The organism is Paenibacillus taichungensis, from assembly GCF_013359905.1.
Lineage (GTDB): Bacteria > Bacillota > Bacilli > Paenibacillales > Paenibacillaceae > Paenibacillus > Paenibacillus taichungensis.
In genome coordinates, this window is the sequence record NZ_JABMCC010000121.1 from 1,094,333 (window position 1) to 1,111,978 (window position 17,646).

A 17,646-nucleotide genomic window follows, 5' to 3' on the forward strand; every position below is an offset into this window, starting at 1 on the left:
GTGGCTGTTGCTGCCCTGAGCGGCCTGAAATCCCTTTTTTGAAAAGGAAAGTCCTAGGATCATTGCATCACCATATCGGTTATCCTCGCGGGACAAATGTCCCTATAGATCTCGTTTTCTCCCCAAAGGTCCCGAACCCTTCCTTGCAGAAAAAAAGTGAGGTATGTTATCATTAGTCCAATATACGGGCTCTGAACATTAGCTTAGGGGGCGGACATGGCATGTGGACGGTGATTTACATTGCACCGACAGCAAAGGTTGCGGACAAGATTAAGACCAAGCTTTCGGAAGAAGGTTTTCTGGTACAGACCCGTCCCATCAGTTTATCCAAGCAGCAATTTGAGATTCGCGTCCCTTCAGGGGAATTGGAAGAGGTTCAGGAAGTGCTGAATTCGATTCTGCATTCCTGATTCATTCGATATCAGACGTGCCTTGGCAGATGAAGAAGTACCAATGGTACATAAGGGACTGACCGCGTAAGCGGAGTGAGGAATCGACTTGCATGTATTGTATGCTGCTGTCCTTCCTTCTTTTTTTGTTAGGACAAGGACCGACCAGATTGCTCCCAGAGACCCTACCAAGACAGATTCAAACATCGGCGCAACAATCTTTCGGTTATTGCAGGTAACATCAATCGTGCTGACAGAAGCCGCTGATCCTTGCCTTATACCGGCGGATTTTTTTGTTGTGAATGCTGGACAAGGCCCATGGCAGCGTATGGGTCGTAAGCGGTTTACCGCAGCGCGCGGATGAAGTTGCTACATGCAACGGACTGCAGGTTGCGGCCATCAAATCAACGGCTGGAGAGGTGTAGTTGTGTTCAAAGATATATTCCAAAAAAAACGGAAGTACGCCACCATACCTTCCGAGCGTGCGCTTCGTGGCGAAGGTCAGGAAGCTGGAGAACGTCCAAAACGGGAAATACCTGAAGGGCTTATGAACAAGTGCAGCAAATGCGGCACGATTCAATATAGCAAGGAATTGGAAAAAAATTTAAAAGTATGTCCGGCTTGCGGTTACCATATGCGGTTGAACGCAATGGAACGTATTGCCATGGTTCTAGATGAGCAAGGGTTTGTGGAGCATGACGCTGATATGATCTCAGTTGATCCGCTCGACTTCCCTGGATATAGCAATAAACTGGAACAACAGCGCCTGAAATCCGGACTGAAGGAAGCTGTCATTACGGGTGAGGGAACCATAGAAGGTTTGCCTGTGGTTGTTGCTGTCATGAGCTTCGACTTCTTCACAGGCAGTATGGGTTCAGTAGTAGGGGAGAAAATTACTCGTGCGATTGAGCATGCAACAGAGAAACGTCTGCCTTTGATCATTTTCTCAACATCTGGGGGTGCCCGGATGCAAGAGAGTATTCTTAGCCTTATGCAAATGGCAAAAACAAGCGCGGCTTTGTCCCGTTTGGATGAACAAGGCGGGTTGTATATTTCGGTCATCACCGATCCGACGACAGGTGGAGTTTCGGCCAGTTTTGCGAGCCTTGGTGATATTATCATTGCTGAGCCGGGAGCTGTATTTGGCTTCGCCGGTAGAATCGTCATTGAGCAGACAATCCGTCAGAAACTGCCTGATGATTTCCAGACGGCAGAATTTAATTTGCAGCACGGCCAGCTGGACATGGTGGTCCATCGCAAAGAACTTCGAGCCACCCTTGGCAAGCTTCTAGACATGCATAGTGAAAAAGGAGGGGTCTAAATGGCGGGTGAGTTGCCATATGAAGCGCCTCTGGTTGAGATGCGCAAAAAGATCGAAGAGCTCGTACAGTTTGGACAGGAAAAAGGCATCGACTTCACCGACGAAATTGCCCGCCTGGAAGAACGTTATCATAGACTCGAAGAAGAGATTTATTCCGGCATAACGGCTGCCCAGAAAATGCATTTGGCGCGGCATCAGCAGCGTCCAACGGCACTGGATCTGATCCAATTGATATTTACCGATTTCATGGAGTTGCACGGTGATCGCATGTTCGGAGATGATCTTGCGGTCGTTGGCGGACTGGCGAAGCTGAACGGAAAAACAGTAACGGTTATCGGCCAACAGCGGGGGAAAGATACAAAAGATAATATCGCCCGTTTTTTTGGGAGCGCACATCCGGAAGGATTCCGAAAAGGGCTGCGTCTGATGAAGCAAGCGAACAAATTTGGTCGTCCAATTATTACATTCGTTGATACTAAAGGGGCGTATCCGGGTAATACTGCTGAAGAGAGAGGTCAATCGGAAGCTATTGCCCGTAACCTGCTTGAAATGGCGAAGCTCTCGGTGCCTGTTATCATAGTGGTCATCGGCGAAGGAGGCAGCGGCGGGGCTCTAGCTATGGCTGTGGGTAATCGTGTGTTGATGCTGGAGCATGCTATTTACTCTGCGATCTCTCCGAACGGTGCTGCGTCCATTCTTTGGAAAGATGCATCCAAGGCAGATCAGGCGGCCGAAGCGATGAAAATAACGGCCAAAGACCTTCTGGAGATGGAGGTCATTGAAGAAATAATTCCTGAGCCACGCGGCGGTGCTCATCGGGATTATGAAGAATCTGCGGCTGCGATAAGCGAGGCTTTGGTTCGTCATCTGGACGAGATGAAAGGTTGGAGTGGTGACCAATTGAAACAGGATCGGTATGAGAAATTCCGTAAAATTGGATCAGTCACGTTTGAACCTGAAGTGCAGATAGAAGTTCCCCAAGTGCCTGTTGAAGTCGATACAGCAGGTAATTTGTCGGGAAATGCAGAATGATGTGACGAATTTCCTATACAAATGAGCAAAAGTATAGTAAATTTAATAGTTGGAAAAAGAAAAAGAGATAAAAAGATAGACCTTTAAAATCGGAGGAAACCCAAAATGCGCAAAACAAAGATTGTATGTACGATTGGTCCATCCAGTGAATCATTGGAAAATACCAAAAAATTGATTATGGCCGGTATGAACGTGGCCCGTTTGAACTTCTCCCACGGTGATTTCGATGAGCACGGCGGACGGATCACAGCAATTCGCCAAGCGTGCGAAGAGCTGAACAAGACAGTAGCGATCTTGCTGGACACCAAAGGACCGGAAATTCGGACAGGTAAACTCGAAGTGGAGCCTATCGAATTGGTTCAAGACGAGTACATCACTTTGACAACAGAAGAAATTCTGGGCACCAAAGAACGTCTTTCCATTACGTATGCAGATCTTCCGAGTGATGTTGAACCGGGATCTACAATTCTGATCGACGACGGTCTGATCGGACTGACTGTGGTGGAAGTGCAAGGCACCGAGATCAAATGCCGTATCGTTAACGGTGGTACGATCAAAAGCAAAAAAGGTGTTAACGTTCCGGGAGTTGCTATTTCTCTGCCGGGTATCACTGAAAAAGATGCCAACGATATCGTATTCGGTATCGAACAAGGTGTCGATTTCATCGCAGCTTCTTTTGTTCGTAAAGCAAGCGACGTCCTTGAGATTCGTGAATTGCTTGAAAAACACAATGCCGGACATATCCAAATCATCTCCAAAATTGAGAACCAACAAGGTGTGGACAACTTGGATGAAATCCTTGAAGTGTCCGATGGCCTGATGGTTGCTCGTGGAGACCTGGGTGTAGAGATTCCTGCGGAAGAAGTACCATTGGTACAAAAACGCATGATCGAAAAATGTAACGTTGCAGGCAAACCGGTTATCACAGCTACACAAATGTTGGATTCCATGCAACGCAACCCGCGTCCAACACGTGCAGAAGCAAGTGACGTGGCTAATGCGATCTTTGACGGTACAGATGCAATCATGTTGTCTGGTGAAACAGCTGCGGGTAAATACCCAGTTGAATCCGTTCTGACAATGTCCCGTATTGCCGAAAAAGCAGAATCCGCTCTGCCTTACCAAGAGCTGTATCTGAAACAACGTGTTGCTCAACAAACAACGGTTACTGAAGCAATCAGCCAATCTGTTGCCCTGTCAGCTCAAGATCTGAACGCTAAAGCGATCATTACTTCGACTGAATCCGGTCATACAGCACGCATGATTTCTAAATATCGTCCAGAATCTCCAATCATCGCGGTGACAACGGAAGACAGAACTTCCCGTCGCCTTGCATTGGCTTGGGGTGTAACACCAGTCAAAGGAAGACTTGTGGATTCCACTGACGCTTTGTTTGAAAATGCAATTGAAGGCGGCGTGAAATCCGGACTTGTAAAAGAAGGAGACCTTGTTGTTATTACAGCGGGTGTACCTTTGGGTCGTTCGGGTTCCACTAACCTGATCAAAGTAAGCCAAATTCCAAACAACGCATAATTGTGTTTGGACGAGAAGCAACAGGAATGAAGCAATGGGGCGTTTGCGTCCCGTTGCTTTTTTTCCATCTTTATGACACTTTAACGCCGCTAGATACGTAAGCATTGGTATATCGAAGGAGGCCTGTAACATGCAACAACAAAGCAATGGCAGTTGGTACACGGCACGCCTTCGCGTGCGTTATCAAGAAAGTGATCAGATGGGTGTTGTCTATCACGCTAACTATTTGAATTGGTTTGAAATCGGTCGAACCGAGATGATTCGCCAAATGGGGTATACATATCGTAAAATGGAGGAACAGGGGTTACTGCTTCCGGTAACCGGACTTGATGTGAAATATCATAAACCTGCCCGGTATGATGATGACATTGTCATTTTCACCCGTATTGCTGCATTTAGTGGTCTGCGACTGAACTATGAGTATGACATAAGGCGCATGACTCCAGACCTTAATGAGCAGATAGACGTTGGGCAACGAGTATGGTCATCTGAGGAGTCCCTTCCTGGTGAACGGTTGGTTACAGGCTCTACCCAGCATGTATGGGTCAACGGGGACTGGAAGCCAGTCAGGCTGGATAAGGCAGCTTCTGAGCTCTACAGCGCGCTTGAGAAAGTGTGGCTTTCAGGAAAGGGGTAATACGTAATGCGAAAATGGATGTGGGCCCTGCTATTAATCATTCCGGTGATTGAACTGTTTGGTTTCATTCTTATGAGTGACTGGATTGGAGCCGGAAAGACACTGCTTCTCATGATTCTCACGTCCTTGATCGGTATAGCAATGTTGCAGTTTGAAGGACGAAAAGTACTTATTGATGCCAAATCCGAGATGGAGCGCGGTAAGGTGCCCGGAAGGAAAATGGTAGATGGACTTTTTATTTTTGTCGGTGGTTTCCTACTGTTGATTCCGGGATTTATCACAGATCTGATCGGTTTTACACTGTTGTTTCCAGTAACACGTTCAGTATACCGTCTATTCTTCCTGGGCTGGCTGGAGAAAAAAATGAGAAACGGAAGTATTAAGTTTTATCGTGGTCCGAAAAAATAGGATATACCAGCACGAGTTAAAGAAAGGCACCCACCACCAGATTCGTTCTGATGAGCGGTGCCTTTTTTAATTTTGATGATATGAGGAAAACAGAAAACAGAAATCATGAATTCATCGGACACGTCCGTTAATAATGTATGTTCGGAGATCACGGAATACGTTCGCTCGATTGAATGCATCAAGGATAACGAGGCTGACAGGACCGATGATCAAACCGAGTACACCAAATAGCTTCAATCCGACGAACATGCCAACCAATGTGGCGAGAGGGTCCAACCCAACACTGCTGGCAAGCACTTTGGGTTCAATGATTTGGCGTGCAATCAGCACAATAAGATATACAATACTGATGCCGATCCCCAGGTAGAGATCTCCATTCATAAGCAGGTATGCGGCCCAGGGAACCATCACCAAGCCGACGCCGAGATAAGGAAGCAGATCCACCAGACCGATGAGTAAAGCAATTGTGAAGGCAGACTTAACCTGGAGCACAAGCAATCCGATCATGACAAATAATGCGGTGATGGAGATCATGATCAACTGGGCTCGTGCATAACCGAACAGTGCTTTTTTGAGATCATTCCATATGTCAGTAATCGGTTTGCGAATGGAAGAGGGCACCCAGCCCGATACGGTAATGCTATGTCTGGTCCAACTTTTGCTAATAAAGAAAGTTGACAGCAGGACCACGATTAATACGGCTCCCATATTGGGTAGAGAAGTGAGCAGGTTCAGGATCATGTTGAAAAATCCGGTGACCAGATCCGTTACTGCTGTACCTACCGTTTCGGTTGTTTTGCTAATATTGCTGTTAATGGTCTCCTGATAATTGGGATTTTCTTTGTAAAATTCATTAATCTGTCCAATTAAACTCTGAATCGTATCATTCTGAGTCCAGCGGACGAACGTAGCTTTTATCTCATCGACATGAAGGTCGAAGCTCGTCGTTAGTGAAATGACTTCCTTGACCATACGGGTTACCGCGGCAGATAATACGACGACAATGGCCCCGAAATAAATGATTAGTGATAAGGTTACAGCCAGCCAGCGGGGAAATCGGGCCTTGTATTGAAGCAACTTCACCAGAGGATTCATCGCATAGGCGATAATCCAGGCGATGGCAAAAGGATATAACAGCGGGAACAGCAGGTATATGGCAACGGCAATGAGTATGGTCGCGATAATCACCCATAAGCCGCGCAACAGGCGTTTCATTATGATTCTATCCAAGCATCAACTCTCCTTATTCCATTTCAAGCTACCATGAGGGAAGCACAGGAAGCTATCTAGTTAATATAGAGCAAATACACTGATTTGAAACGCCAGGATGTCGTCGAATTATATCTTTTCTTTTGCCTAGAGTATGCCTCATGTTCACAAAATATAGCAATAAAAACTTGATTTATAGCACGGATTTATATAAAAAGAATAAAATGTCAACCTTGTTTTTGTAAAGGTTTTCAAAAATGCTTTATCGGTCTGATAAAGAAGTTTGATGTGCGGATGACCTCGCATCATGTTCACATAAACGACAAAATCCAGTATGATGAGATAAGGAAATACCGATTGACAGATATGAAAACCGGATATTGAGGTATTTATTAATTTTAAAATGTAAATGGTTACAAAAGAAGGACGAGTGCGTTTAAGCACGTAGATGACACTCTGGATGGGTTCTTGATTTCGTTTATTAAAGGAGAGATGTAATATGACAGCTACCAAAGGTCTGGAAGGCATCGTTGCAACAACCTCTTCGATCAGCTCCATTGTAGACGGTGTGCTTACATACCGTGGTTACGATATTGACGATCTGGCAGAACATGCAAGCTTTGAAGAAGTTGCCTATTTACTGTGGTTTGGTAAATTGCCAACTACGGATGAACTGAAATCCCTTCGCAAAAGCCTGAGCGATTACGCGCCGATTCCGAGCGAGTTGATTGCACAAATCCAATTGTATCCGAAAAACATGAGTACCATGGCAGCACTGCGTTCCGCAGTATCCGCACTGGCTCTGTACGATGAGCAGGCTGACGAGATGACAGCGGAAGCGAATGAGAACAAAGCGGTTAAGCTGCAAGCGCAGTTGCCAACCATTGTGGCAGCCATAGCCCGTATCCGTCAGGGCAAAGAACCTGTGGCCCCAAAAGAAGGCGCTTCCATCGCAGAAAACTTTTTATATATGATGACTGGAGAACAACCAGCCGAGACTGCTGTTAAAGCCCTTGATCAAGCGCTTGTCCTGCATGCGGATCACGAGTTGAACGCTTCTACATTTGCAGCACGTGTAACAGTAGCTACGCTGTCCGACATCTATTCGGGAGTAACTTCTGCGATTGGCGCATTGAAGGGACCATTGCATGGCGGTGCAAATGAAGCCGTTATGAAAATGCTGAATGAGATTGGTACACCTGATCGTCTGGAGGCGGCTATTCAAGAAAAATTGAACAACCGTGAGAAGATCATGGGCTTTGGACACCGTGTATACAAAAATGGAGACCCACGTGCAAAACATCTACAAAAGATGTCCAAGGAACTGGGAGAAATGAACAACGATACACGCCTGTACGAAATGTCGGTGAAGATCGAAGAACTGGTAACAGGACAAAAAGGTCTGAAACCAAATGTAGATTTCTATTCCGCTTCCGTATACACCCAATTGGGTATTGAAGAGGTACTGTTTACACCAATCTTTGCGATTAGCCGTGTATCAGGTTGGACTGCTCATATTCTGGAACAACTTGCGGATAACCGTATTATTCGTCCGCGCGCCGAGTACACAGGCCCAACAGATCAGAAGTACGTTTCAATCGAACTTCGCTAATGGCATCAAAACCAGTATAATAAAAAAGGACGGAGTGAAGGGTATAACCTGTTGGCTAATACGGTCAGCCTGTTCATAACCCTTCCTCCAACAAGACAAGCGGTATGTCATCATACTGCATCTACGAAACCCAAGGAGGAATTATACTAATGAAATTAGAAAAATTTGCTCACCCAACTGAAGGCGAAAAAATTCAAATTGATAACGGTACACTGCAAGTACCTAATAACCCGATCATTCCATTTATCGAAGGTGACGGTACAGGCCGTGACATCTGGAAAGCTTCGAAACGTGTATTGGATGCAGCTGTTGAAAAAGCATATGACGGCAACAAAAAAATCGCATGGTACGAAGTGTTTGCTGGCGAGAAAGCATTCAATACATACGGGGAGTGGCTGCCAAACGATACGCTTGAAGCCATTCGCGAGTATATCGTAGCGATTAAAGGACCACTGACTACACCAATCGGCGGCGGAATTCGTTCCCTGAACGTAGCGCTTCGTCAAGAACTGGATCTGTACACTTGCTTGCGTCCTGTTCGTTATTTTGATGGTGTACCTTCTCCGGTTAAACGTCCTGAGCTGGTAGACATGGTCATTTTCCGTGAGAATACGGAAGATATCTATGCGGGTATTGAATACGCAGAAGGTTCCGAAGAAGTGAAAAAAGTAATCCAATTCCTGCAACAGGAGATGGGAGCAAACAAAATCCGCTTCCCTGAAACTTCCGGTATTGGTATCAAACCAGTATCCTCTGAAGGTTCCAAACGTTTGGTACGTGCAGCAGTACAATATGCCATCGATCACAATCGTAAGAGCGTTACATTGGTACACAAAGGTAATATCATGAAATTTACAGAAGGTGCCTTCAAAAACTGGGGTTATGAAGTTGCTGAAGAAGAGTTCGCTGATAAAGTGTTCACTTGGGCACAATACGATATCATTAAAGAAAAAGACGGTACGGATGCAGCTAATGCAGCTCAAAAAGCAGCTGAAGATGCTGGCAAAATCATCGTGAAAGATGCTATTGCCGATATCGCTCTGCAACAAGTATTGACTCGTCCAGGTGAGTTCGATGTAATCGCAACGTTGAACCTGAACGGTGACTATCTGTCCGATGCACTTGCTGCACAAGTTGGCGGAATTGGTATCGCTCCAGGAGCGAACATCAACTATGTAACAGGACATGCTATCTTCGAAGCTACTCATGGTACTGCACCTAAATATGCAGACAAAGATGTCGTGAACCCTGGTTCCGTTATTCTGTCCGGCGTTATGTTGCTTGAGCACCTGGGATGGCAAGAAGCAGCTAACCTGATCTACAAAGGTATGGAAACTTCCATCAACAACAAAACAGTAACTTATGACTTTGCACGTCTGATGGACGGCGCTACTGAAGTGAAATGTTCTGAATTTGCTGATCAAATCATTAAAAACCTGTAAGGGGAGATGTGAATCGTGACTATTCAGCGCAAAAAAATCACAGTAGTCGGCGCCGGATTTACCGGAGCTACAACGGCTTTGATGCTTGCCCAAAAAGAACTCGGGGATGTAATTCTGGTTGATATTCCACAACTGGAAAACCCGACTAAAGGTAAAGCGCTCGACATGTGGGAAGCTAGTCCTGTTCAGGGCTTCGACAGCAATATCGTCGGTACTTCCAACTACGAGGATACTGCAGGTTCGGAGATTGTTATTATTACGGCAGGTATTGCCCGTAAACCGGGTATGAGTCGTGATGATCTGGTCAACACGAATGCAGGAATCGTGAAGTCTGTTTGTGAAAATGTGAAAAAATATTGCCCTGATTCCATCGTCATTATTCTAAGCAACCCGGTAGATGCAATGACATATGCAGCTTATCAGACGCTTGGTTTTCCTAAAAACCGCGTAATCGGTCAGTCCGGTGTACTGGATACTGCACGTTATTGTACATTCATTGCACAAGAGCTGAATGTATCGGTTGAAGACGTCCGTGGATTCGTGCTTGGCGGACACGGAGACGATATGGTACCACTCGTTCGTTATTCCAGCGTTGGCGGGATTCCAATCGATACCCTCATCCCGGCAGATCGCATTGAAGCCATCGTACAACGCACACGTGTTGGCGGCGGTGAGATCGTGAACCTGCTTGGAAATGGCAGCGCATATTATGCACCAGCAGCTTCATTGGTGCAAATGACTGAAGCCATTTTGAAAGACAAAAAACGAATCATTCCGGTTATTGCTTACCTTGAAGGGGAATATGGCTACAACGACTTGTTCCTTGGTGTGCCAACCGTTCTGGGTGGTAACGGAATCGAAAAAATATTTGAACTGGAACTGACTGCTGAAGAAAAAGCGGGACTAGACAAATCTGCGGATTCGGTTCGTAACGTCATTTCAGTAGTAAACCTGTAAGTTTGAAATTTTTTTGACAGGAACAGACAGAAAACCTCCGGATCATCCGGAGGTTTTCTTTTCTTTGGATAAGTTCCCCAGTATAATGAGATGTGATGTATAGCACACTGAATGAAATTTTTGAGGAGGATGGACATTTTGACAATGATTATGTATTTGCTCCATATTATTGGAGCACTGGCGATGGGCTTCTATCTGATCTTGCCATTCGTAGTTGGCAAAATCCGGACCTTGAGTGTCGCCGCTCAAGAGGGAGCATTTGCATCGCTCCGTTCATTGAACCGTATCGCACAGTACGGACTTGTGATTCAGCTTCTTACGGGTGGTTACTTGATGACCAAGGGTGACTATTCCTATGTGTGGATGGGCGTAGTAGTGGTATTGTTGCTGGCTATCGCAGCAATTGGTGGCATTATGGGGAAACCGCTACGGTTGGCAGCAGAGGCTGTGAAAAGCAATCGTGACGTCAGTGCAGAGCAGAGCAAGATTCGTACGTTCAGCACATTACTGGCCGTATTCCTGCTCATTATGGTATATCTGATGGTAAACAACCAGGTAATCTAATAACTGCTGCGAACAAGTTTTATTGGCGAGCTTAACTTAAAACGTTTGCACTTCTAACGTTGGGACAAGCTGAATAAGAAAGTGAAATCTTGAATCGTAGTGAAATAGACAGCCCAGAGGCTGTCTATTTTTGTTCGCTTTATTTTGGCAAAATGTCTGACAAGAAGCAAGGTGTGTGGTGTTGAACTAGCGGCATGTATAGGTTCACTTTGTTTACTCTACATTTAGTTAACTCAGGCTCACAGCGTGGGCAAATACGGTGTTACGACCGTTACGCTTGGATTCATATAGTGCTGTATCGGCATCACGCAGTAAGGATTCCAAAGAATCGGACCCTCCATTATATTGCGCCACTCCAAAGCTTGAAGTCAGTGGAATACGAGTACCTTGTACCTCCAGCGGGTCATTCAACAAAGCCACGCGTAACTTCTCAGCAAGCTGCTCACCGTCTTGGAGGGAGGCATTGGGTACCGCGATAACAAACTCTTCTCCTCCATAACGTGCAAACAACATCTCCGAATTCAGATAACGATTACATACAGAGACCACATGAATGATCGCCTGATCGCCAACGTCATGTCCATAGGTATCGTTAATTCGTTTGAAAAAATCAATGTCAAATAATATAAAGGCTGCAGGCCGCAGATTAAGCTGGGCTTCGCTCAGTATCTCTCGACCTCTAAGTAGGAACTGCGTACGGTTATAAATTTTGGTGAGACCATCAAAGTAAGCCATTTGTTTCAGTTGTTCCTGAAGGAAACGTTGCTCTGTAATATCAATCAGCATAATCAGAGTGCCAACGGCCTGTCCTTCTTTGTTATAAACATAAGAGGTCCTTACTTGATAACAGACGGTCTCTCCGCTCAATTGCCAGTACAAATCGGTTTGCAGACCTTCTCGGCCATATTCTACTGGAAAGGTCTCGCCGGCAAGGGACAGCCATATATCGTTTAAATGTTGACCCACCATGCTGAAATCAAGCTCTGGAAGCATATCACGCAGAGATTTGTTGTAATCGACGAGACGATTGGAACTATCCAGCACAATAACGCCTTCACGCATGCTCTCAAAGATACTATCTTTGGCAATAGGTACAATGGTTAGCAGTCGGGATGATAGAATGGCCCAGATGTACATTGCGGATGTAATGCACATGAGAACCGGAACCGGGTCCATACCACCTGGGGTCAGACCAAGCAAATACACAAAGGCCGCTACCATAGGAATAAGTTGTGAAGTGATCAGTGTGAGTAACTGACGACGATACATCTTTTTGGTATGTTTCCATTGTCCGACGAGAATAAGGCAGGCACATAGCAGACAAGAAAAGGTGAATGCACCATGAACAACGTACCATTGCCCTATAGCAATATCCATTAGAGGGACGGGACTGTCTTCTCTTAGCCATACTCTTTTATAGAAAAGATGATGAAAATCATTTGTTGCGACCATGAACAAGGTAATGGAAGGGATTACAAACAGCGCCGCAGAAGCTTTTTTGGATAACTTCTTACCTGTGTATTGCATCATGAGCATCAGTCCAAGAGAGGCGGAGAAAGGCATGCCGATGTATTCGACGACCGTCCAGAATTTCATCTGCTCCAGTGTATTGCTGGCGAGTTCAATCGCGTATCCGAAGGTGTAAACAGACAGAGCTGCTGTATAGAGAATGAATATCTTCGAACTGGGGATTTCTGCTCTTCTAACATAAGTATATAAACACAGAAAAACATTCAGCACAGCTGAAGTAGTTACAAGTGTTATATAAGAATTAATGTGCGATTCCATGGGTTAGGTCTCCATATTAGATCAGAATATTTGCTAAGTTGGAAGTACGACAGTTTCATTCAAACTGAATTAATGCTGTTTAAAGCTTATCTGTATACTGTACATTGTACATCAGCCCCTACGGCATAGGAATACAATTTGGGTGGTGAATCGGTCAATTTCGAAAAAATTTCGAATGTTTGGAAATATAGATCGAACTCAATGCGGCTTTGCCCCAGTTACAGCATGTTTACGAGAGAAGATAAAGAAACAACCATTTTAGTATAGGGAATTTGTTGTTTAACCGCCAAAAGCGAGTGGTAAGTATGTATCGAGGCAATAGATCAGGGACTTTGGAGCATGACAATTGAAAAAGGGAATAATCTGTAATGTTCATGCCATCCTACAGAATGAGACTAGATCAGATATTCCATTTTGAGAGGAGAAATGCCAGATGTCAACCAACACACAAAACAAAAAGACGATGCCAGCCCAACATCAGAATCAGCGCCCGGGTATTGAATCGGAGATGCACCCTAAGCCAGAGTTTGAGAAACCTGAATATAAAGCAGCCGGTAAATTGTTGGATAAGGTTGCTCTGATCACGGGTGGAGACAGCGGAATTGGACGTGCTGTTGCCGTTACCTATGCGAAGGAAGGCGCAGATGTAGCGATTGTATACCTGAGTGAACATGAGGATGCAGAAGAGACCAAACGTCAGGTCGAGCAGGAAGGACGCAAATGTATTTTGATTGCCGGTGACATTGGTGACAATGCCTTTGCCAAGAAATCCGTGCAACAGACAGTAGATCAGCTGGGCAAGCTGGATATTGTCGTGAATAATGCAGCGGAGCAGCATCCCCAGCAGCAGCTGGAGGATATTACTCCAGAACAGTTGGAGCGTACGTTCCGCACAAATATTTTTGGCATGTTTTATATTACACAGGCTGCTCTGCCACATCTTAAGAAAGGCAGTACAATCATTAATACAACCTCCATTACCGCATATCGCGGAAATCCGACGTTAATTGATTATTCATCTACGAAAGGAGCTATCACTTCATTTACACGCTCCTTGTCGATGAACGTTGTGGAGAAGGGAATTCGTGTGAATGCTGTCGCTCCAGGGCCGATTTGGACCCCGCTCATTCCATCCACATTTGATGAGAAAAAAGTGAGCGAATTTGGTGCAACTCAGCCGATGAAACGTCCAGGGCAACCGGATGAACTGGCTCCAGCTTACGTGTATCTCGCTTCGGACGATTCTTCCTACGTGAGCGGTCAGGTGATGCACGTTAATGGCGGCGAAGTGGTCAACGGATAATCCATTGACGGCGTAATTCGAATGAAGGCGTATCGTTTACCAGCACGACTGGTCGATACGTCTTTTTTTATGAGTATATTGCGAAATGGATTTAATTTTGATCCTGTTTACAAAAGTCGTGATCGGCGTTGATACAATCATGATATTTTATCATTAGGCTTGCCAGTGGATAGTTCTAGAACAGCTGCCGCTCTGCTGCTTATCAAAAATGGCAGGGTCTCCATGCTATCTGTGATATGATATAGACCGAACAAGTAAGCTTCGGGGGCGGTCATATGAAGATTAGCAAACAAAATGCAGCACACTATATATGGGGTGGACAATGTGATGGCTGGCATCTCGTCCAAAATGAAGCACTGAGCGTTATTCATGAACGTATGCCTGCAGGAACATCTGAAACCCGGCATTATCATTCGATAAGTCGTCAGTTCTTTTTCATCCTTAGTGGTGAGGCCTGTATGGAACTTAACGGGGAAGAGTTCATGCTCGGACCCGATGAAGGGATAGAAATTGCGCCGAAGATGCCACATCAGATGCAGAATCGTGGAGAAGCAGATGTGGAGTTTCTTGTTATTTCACAGCCCACCACTCGTGGTGATCGAATAGAAATGGATACGTAATTATTAATTTTATAACAAAGGAAGAGATAGATGAGACCGTTCCGAATTCGCCTTGCCATCATTATGATGGTGCTGATCGGTATTTCCGTCATTGTTGCGGGTTATACGATGGGCAGAGTTTTTAAGACTACTCACATTACCGCACTGGAGCAAACGATGGTGCGTGAGATCAACTTGCTCAAAGCAACGTTCCCGTTTCATGATGCAACTGATCCAAACAATGCAGAGACACAGAAATATTACTCTGAACGTGCTGTCGAGCTGGATCGACTGACGGATTCACGGGTAACCTTTATCAATAAAGACGGAACGGTCATTGGCGACTCGGAGAGCGATCCCAATTCAATGGACAACCACTTGAACCGTCAGGAGATTAAAGAAGCGGTTGGACAAAACTATGGTCAGTCAATTCGTTATAGTGCAACATTAGGACAGGACATGCTGTATGTTGCGCTTCCTGTGAATTCGGATCAAAGCGACATGATTGAGTTACCCAATGGGAAATTTGACGGTTACATTCGACTATCCATGAGCCTTGAAGCTGTAGATCAGGGCCTTCAGCAGGGATGGATTTTGATGTTCTTCACCCTGGGCCTTCTGTTTCTGATTGTGGCTCTGGTAAGTTACCGGGTTGCGCGGGGACTGACATCACCCATTGAGCATATTACGAAGGTGGCTCACCGGATCACCAAGCTGGATTATGATGCGAGAGTGGATGTAACTCGAAATGATGAGATCGGTCAACTGGGACTTGCCATTAATGGAATGGCAGACAGCCTTCAGATGCAGCTAAAAACGATTAGAGATAATGAAGCGCTGCTGCAAAGCGTGCTTGCCAACATGACAGGCGGCATTATCATGATTGATGCAGGTCAATCCATTGCGCTGGTTAACCGGGAAGCGGAGCGTATGCTTGGCATTCAGGCGGAGCGGGTTACCGGGAAACCTTATATTGAATTGAAGCGGCATTATGAGCTGACGCGCACGATTGAAGAAAGTGTTGCATTGCGAGAACCAATGCATGAAGAAGTAAGTGTGTTCAATCCGGTGGAAAAATTGATTCGTATTGATGGAGTACCGATGTCTGAAGATGACGGCGCTTATCGGGGAATGCTCTTCCTCCTTCAGGATGTAACAGCAATCCGCAGGCTGGAATCGATGCGCAGTGAGTTCGTAGCAAATGTATCTCATGAACTTAAGACGCCGGTAGCTGCAGTCAAAGGTTTTGCCGAAACGCTTCTTAGCGGTGGCGTACAGGATAAAGAGACAGAGCGTTCATTCTTGCAAATCATATATGATGAAGGTGACAGACTGAACCGATTGATCGGAGATATTCTGGAATTGTCCAAAATTGAGTCCAAACGGGCTCCCCTGCAGTGTTCACCCGTGCATGTGCATTCGTTCTTCGAGATGGTTCTGGGTACCTTGTCCAAGGTGGCGGAGAAGAAAGAGATTCGGCTGGAGATGAATGTTCCCGAAGAATTGTATATTGAAGCTGATGAGGATAAAATGAAGCAGATCTTTATTAATCTGTTATCCAACGGCATTAATTACACTCCTGAGGGTGGGCGGGTAAAACTACAAGTGTCGGTTGAACATAATGAGGACGAAGAAGAAGTTGTATTTGCAGTATCCGACACAGGAATTGGTATTCCGAAGAAAGATTTGCCGCGGATTTTTGAACGCTTCTATCGGGTAGACAAGGGCAGATCCCGTAATTCGGGAGGAACTGGACTTGGACTTTCAATTGTGAAACATCTGGTAGAATTGCACCATGGCAAACTGTCTGTAGAGAGTGAACTTGGCATGGGGACTACGTTTCGTGTTATCCTTCCATTAATTCAGGATGAAGAAATCTAGTGCAATGGAAGTGAAATGTAAAAGGAATGCGCTGTTTTACACAGAGTTAACAATTAGGTGCTATGATAAACAAAGTGTTGTGGCAACAGACAACCTATAGGAGAGAAGGGGTATCATGGCGCAGCGTTTGCTCGTTATTGAAGATGAACCAACATTATCAAGATTGCTTACGTACAACCTGACACAAGAGGGCTATGATGTTATTGCTGAGGATCACGGATCTTCAGGTTATGATCGGGCGTTGTCCCAGGAATTTGATCTGATTCTGCTGGATCTGATGCTTCCTGGAATGAATGGTCTGGATATTCTGAACAAGTTACGAATTCAGGGTGTCAGCACACCGGTCATTATTCTCACAGCCAAAAACGGTGAAGCCGAAGTTGTACAAGGCTTAAAATCAGGTGCCGATGATTATATTACGAAGCCATTTGGTGTATCTGAATTGCTTGCACGTGTAGATGCAGTATTAAGACGTTATTCGAATGGTGAAGATTTGCCGCAGCCAGAGGATAAGGACGGTTCACGTATTATTCTGGGAGAGCTTGAGATTTATCCTTTGAAGTATGAAGTGACACTGGGTGGACAATCCATCAGTCTTCGTCCCAAGGAATTCGAGGTACTGCTTTATCTGGCCAAGAAGCCGGGTGTTGTGCTTACTCGGGATGATCTGATGAATGCGGTCTGGGGCTTCGATTATATCGGAGGACAGCGCACGGTGGACGTTCATGTCAGTTCATTACGGAAAAAGTTGGAGCTTGATCCGGAATCGGTTCACATTGATTCAATTCGCGGTGTAGGTTATAAATTAGTTGTAAAAAGAAAAACTCCCCATCATTCAAGTTAACAATGATCGGGGAGTTTTATTTTACATTCCGTTAACACAAACAATTATTTTCCTTTACGTATAGGGAGTAGGATGAAGCTGTCTGAGTGATACTTTGTACCTACATATCCCACCTCAGGACGGAGCT

At 45.3% G+C, this 17,646-nt stretch carries 16 protein-coding genes; 14 read left to right on the forward strand and 2 right to left on the reverse strand.

Annotation, left to right across the window (positions count from 1 at the left end; all coding sequences use genetic code 11):
• Nucleotides 1-221 precede the first annotated feature (221 nt).
• The 6 genes from HP548_RS32840 (at nucleotide 222) to HP548_RS32865 (ending at nucleotide 5,320) form a co-directional block, all read left to right on the forward strand.
• Entirely contained in the window at nucleotides 222-410 is a 189-nt protein-coding gene (locus HP548_RS32840) for a hypothetical protein (RefSeq protein ID WP_017689496.1), read from the forward strand.
• 406 nt (nucleotides 411-816) lie between these two features.
• On the forward strand, nucleotides 817-1,710 hold the full coding sequence (gene accD, locus HP548_RS32845; protein WP_053783533.1) for an acetyl-CoA carboxylase, carboxyltransferase subunit beta: 894 nt from the start codon (nucleotides 817-819) through the stop codon (nucleotides 1,708-1,710).
• Nucleotides 1,711-2,742, forward strand: a complete 1,032-nt coding sequence (locus tag HP548_RS32850) for an acetyl-CoA carboxylase carboxyltransferase subunit alpha (protein WP_076289789.1) — start codon at nucleotides 1,711-1,713, stop codon at nucleotides 2,740-2,742.
• 105 nt (nucleotides 2,743-2,847) lie between these two features.
• Complete coding sequence (gene pyk / locus HP548_RS32855; RefSeq protein ID WP_063568089.1) at nucleotides 2,848-4,275, forward strand: pyruvate kinase; 1,428 nt, start codon at nucleotides 2,848-2,850, stop codon at nucleotides 4,273-4,275.
• Nucleotides 4,276-4,405: 130 nt separating this feature from the next.
• On the forward strand, nucleotides 4,406-4,912 hold the full coding sequence (locus HP548_RS32860; RefSeq protein WP_076289788.1) for an acyl-CoA thioesterase: 507 nt from the start codon (nucleotides 4,406-4,408) through the stop codon (nucleotides 4,910-4,912).
• 6 nt (nucleotides 4,913-4,918) lie between these two features.
• A complete protein-coding gene (locus HP548_RS32865; RefSeq protein ID WP_076289787.1) occupies nucleotides 4,919-5,320 on the forward strand; it encodes an FxsA family protein in 402 nt (133 codons plus the stop codon).
• Nucleotides 5,321-5,431: 111 nt separating this feature from the next.
• Here HP548_RS32865 and ytvI read toward each other — a convergent pair whose 3' ends face one another.
• Nucleotides 5,432-6,550: a sporulation integral membrane protein YtvI gene (ytvI, locus tag HP548_RS32870; protein WP_076289786.1), complete on the reverse strand. Its 1,119-nt coding sequence runs from the start codon at nucleotides 6,548-6,550 to the stop codon at nucleotides 5,432-5,434.
• 478 nt (nucleotides 6,551-7,028) lie between these two features.
• Between ytvI and citZ the strand changes: the two genes are divergently transcribed.
• From citZ to HP548_RS32890, 4 genes are all read left to right on the forward strand, one after another.
• Complete coding sequence (citZ, locus tag HP548_RS32875) at nucleotides 7,029-8,141, forward strand: citrate synthase (RefSeq protein ID WP_076289785.1); 1,113 nt, start codon at nucleotides 7,029-7,031, stop codon at nucleotides 8,139-8,141.
• Between the two features lie 149 nt (nucleotides 8,142-8,290).
• A complete protein-coding gene (gene icd / locus HP548_RS32880) occupies nucleotides 8,291-9,583 on the forward strand; it encodes an NADP-dependent isocitrate dehydrogenase (RefSeq protein WP_062329572.1) in 1,293 nt (430 codons plus the stop codon).
• 15 nt (nucleotides 9,584-9,598) lie between these two features.
• Nucleotides 9,599-10,540 carry a malate dehydrogenase gene (mdh, locus tag HP548_RS32885; RefSeq protein ID WP_076289784.1) on the forward strand — a complete coding sequence of 314 codons (942 nt, stop codon included), beginning with the start codon at nucleotides 9,599-9,601 and terminating at the stop codon, nucleotides 10,538-10,540.
• 138 nt (nucleotides 10,541-10,678) lie between these two features.
• Nucleotides 10,679-11,104, forward strand: a complete 426-nt coding sequence (locus HP548_RS32890; RefSeq protein WP_099854726.1) for a hypothetical protein — start codon at nucleotides 10,679-10,681, stop codon at nucleotides 11,102-11,104.
• A gap of 228 nt (nucleotides 11,105-11,332) precedes the next feature.
• Here the strand turns inward: HP548_RS32890 and HP548_RS32895 are convergent, their stop codons facing one another.
• Nucleotides 11,333-12,892, reverse strand: a complete 1,560-nt coding sequence (locus tag HP548_RS32895) for a histidine kinase N-terminal 7TM domain-containing diguanylate cyclase (RefSeq protein ID WP_076289783.1) — start codon at nucleotides 12,890-12,892, stop codon at nucleotides 11,333-11,335.
• Between the two features lie 433 nt (nucleotides 12,893-13,325).
• Between HP548_RS32895 and HP548_RS32900 the strand changes: the two genes are divergently transcribed.
• The 4 genes from HP548_RS32900 to HP548_RS32915 all read left to right on the forward strand — a co-directional run bounded on the left by HP548_RS32900 (nucleotide 13,326) and on the right by HP548_RS32915 (nucleotide 17,519).
• Complete coding sequence (locus HP548_RS32900; protein WP_076289782.1) at nucleotides 13,326-14,195, forward strand: SDR family oxidoreductase; 870 nt, start codon at nucleotides 13,326-13,328, stop codon at nucleotides 14,193-14,195.
• 275 nt (nucleotides 14,196-14,470) lie between these two features.
• Nucleotides 14,471-14,815 (forward strand): cupin domain-containing protein, encoded by a 345-nt coding sequence (locus tag HP548_RS32905; RefSeq protein ID WP_175383985.1) that lies wholly within the window; start codon nucleotides 14,471-14,473, stop codon nucleotides 14,813-14,815.
• 30 nt (nucleotides 14,816-14,845) lie between these two features.
• The gene (gene pnpS, locus HP548_RS32910; protein WP_076289780.1) at nucleotides 14,846-16,675 is read left to right on the forward strand and encodes a two-component system histidine kinase PnpS; all 1,830 of its coding nucleotides are present in this window, start codon (nucleotides 14,846-14,848) and stop codon (nucleotides 16,673-16,675) included.
• Nucleotides 16,676-16,790: 115 nt separating this feature from the next.
• Nucleotides 16,791-17,519 carry a response regulator transcription factor gene (locus HP548_RS32915; RefSeq protein ID WP_053783546.1) on the forward strand — a complete coding sequence of 243 codons (729 nt, stop codon included), beginning with the start codon at nucleotides 16,791-16,793 and terminating at the stop codon, nucleotides 17,517-17,519.
• Nucleotides 17,520-17,646 lie beyond the last annotated feature (127 nt).

Excerpts from the sequence above, each read along its gene's own strand:
- HP548_RS32915 (WP_053783546.1), top strand. The coding sequence starts at position 16,791 with ATGGCGCAGCGTTTGCTCGTTATTGAAGATGAACCAACATTATCAAGA.
- pnpS (WP_076289780.1), top strand. The coding sequence starts at position 14,846 with ATGAGACCGTTCCGAATTCGCCTTGCCATCATTATGATGGTGCTGATC.
- citZ (WP_076289785.1), top strand. The coding sequence starts at position 7,029 with ATGACAGCTACCAAAGGTCTGGAAGGCATCGTTGCAACAACCTCTTCG.
- HP548_RS32850 (WP_076289789.1), top strand. The coding sequence starts at position 1,711 with ATGGCGGGTGAGTTGCCATATGAAGCGCCTCTGGTTGAGATGCGCAAA.
- HP548_RS32895 (WP_076289783.1), bottom strand. The coding sequence starts at position 12,892 with ATGGAATCGCACATTAATTCTTATATAACACTTGTAACTACTTCAGCT.
- HP548_RS32860 (WP_076289788.1), top strand. The coding sequence starts at position 4,406 with ATGCAACAACAAAGCAATGGCAGTTGGTACACGGCACGCCTTCGCGTG.
- pyk (WP_063568089.1), top strand. The coding sequence starts at position 2,848 with ATGCGCAAAACAAAGATTGTATGTACGATTGGTCCATCCAGTGAATCA.
- HP548_RS32865 (WP_076289787.1), top strand. The coding sequence starts at position 4,919 with ATGCGAAAATGGATGTGGGCCCTGCTATTAATCATTCCGGTGATTGAA.
- icd (WP_062329572.1), top strand. The coding sequence starts at position 8,291 with ATGAAATTAGAAAAATTTGCTCACCCAACTGAAGGCGAAAAAATTCAA.
- HP548_RS32840 (WP_017689496.1), top strand. The coding sequence starts at position 222 with ATGTGGACGGTGATTTACATTGCACCGACAGCAAAGGTTGCGGACAAG.
- HP548_RS32900 (WP_076289782.1), top strand. The coding sequence starts at position 13,326 with ATGTCAACCAACACACAAAACAAAAAGACGATGCCAGCCCAACATCAG.
- HP548_RS32905 (WP_175383985.1), top strand. The coding sequence starts at position 14,471 with ATGAAGATTAGCAAACAAAATGCAGCACACTATATATGGGGTGGACAA.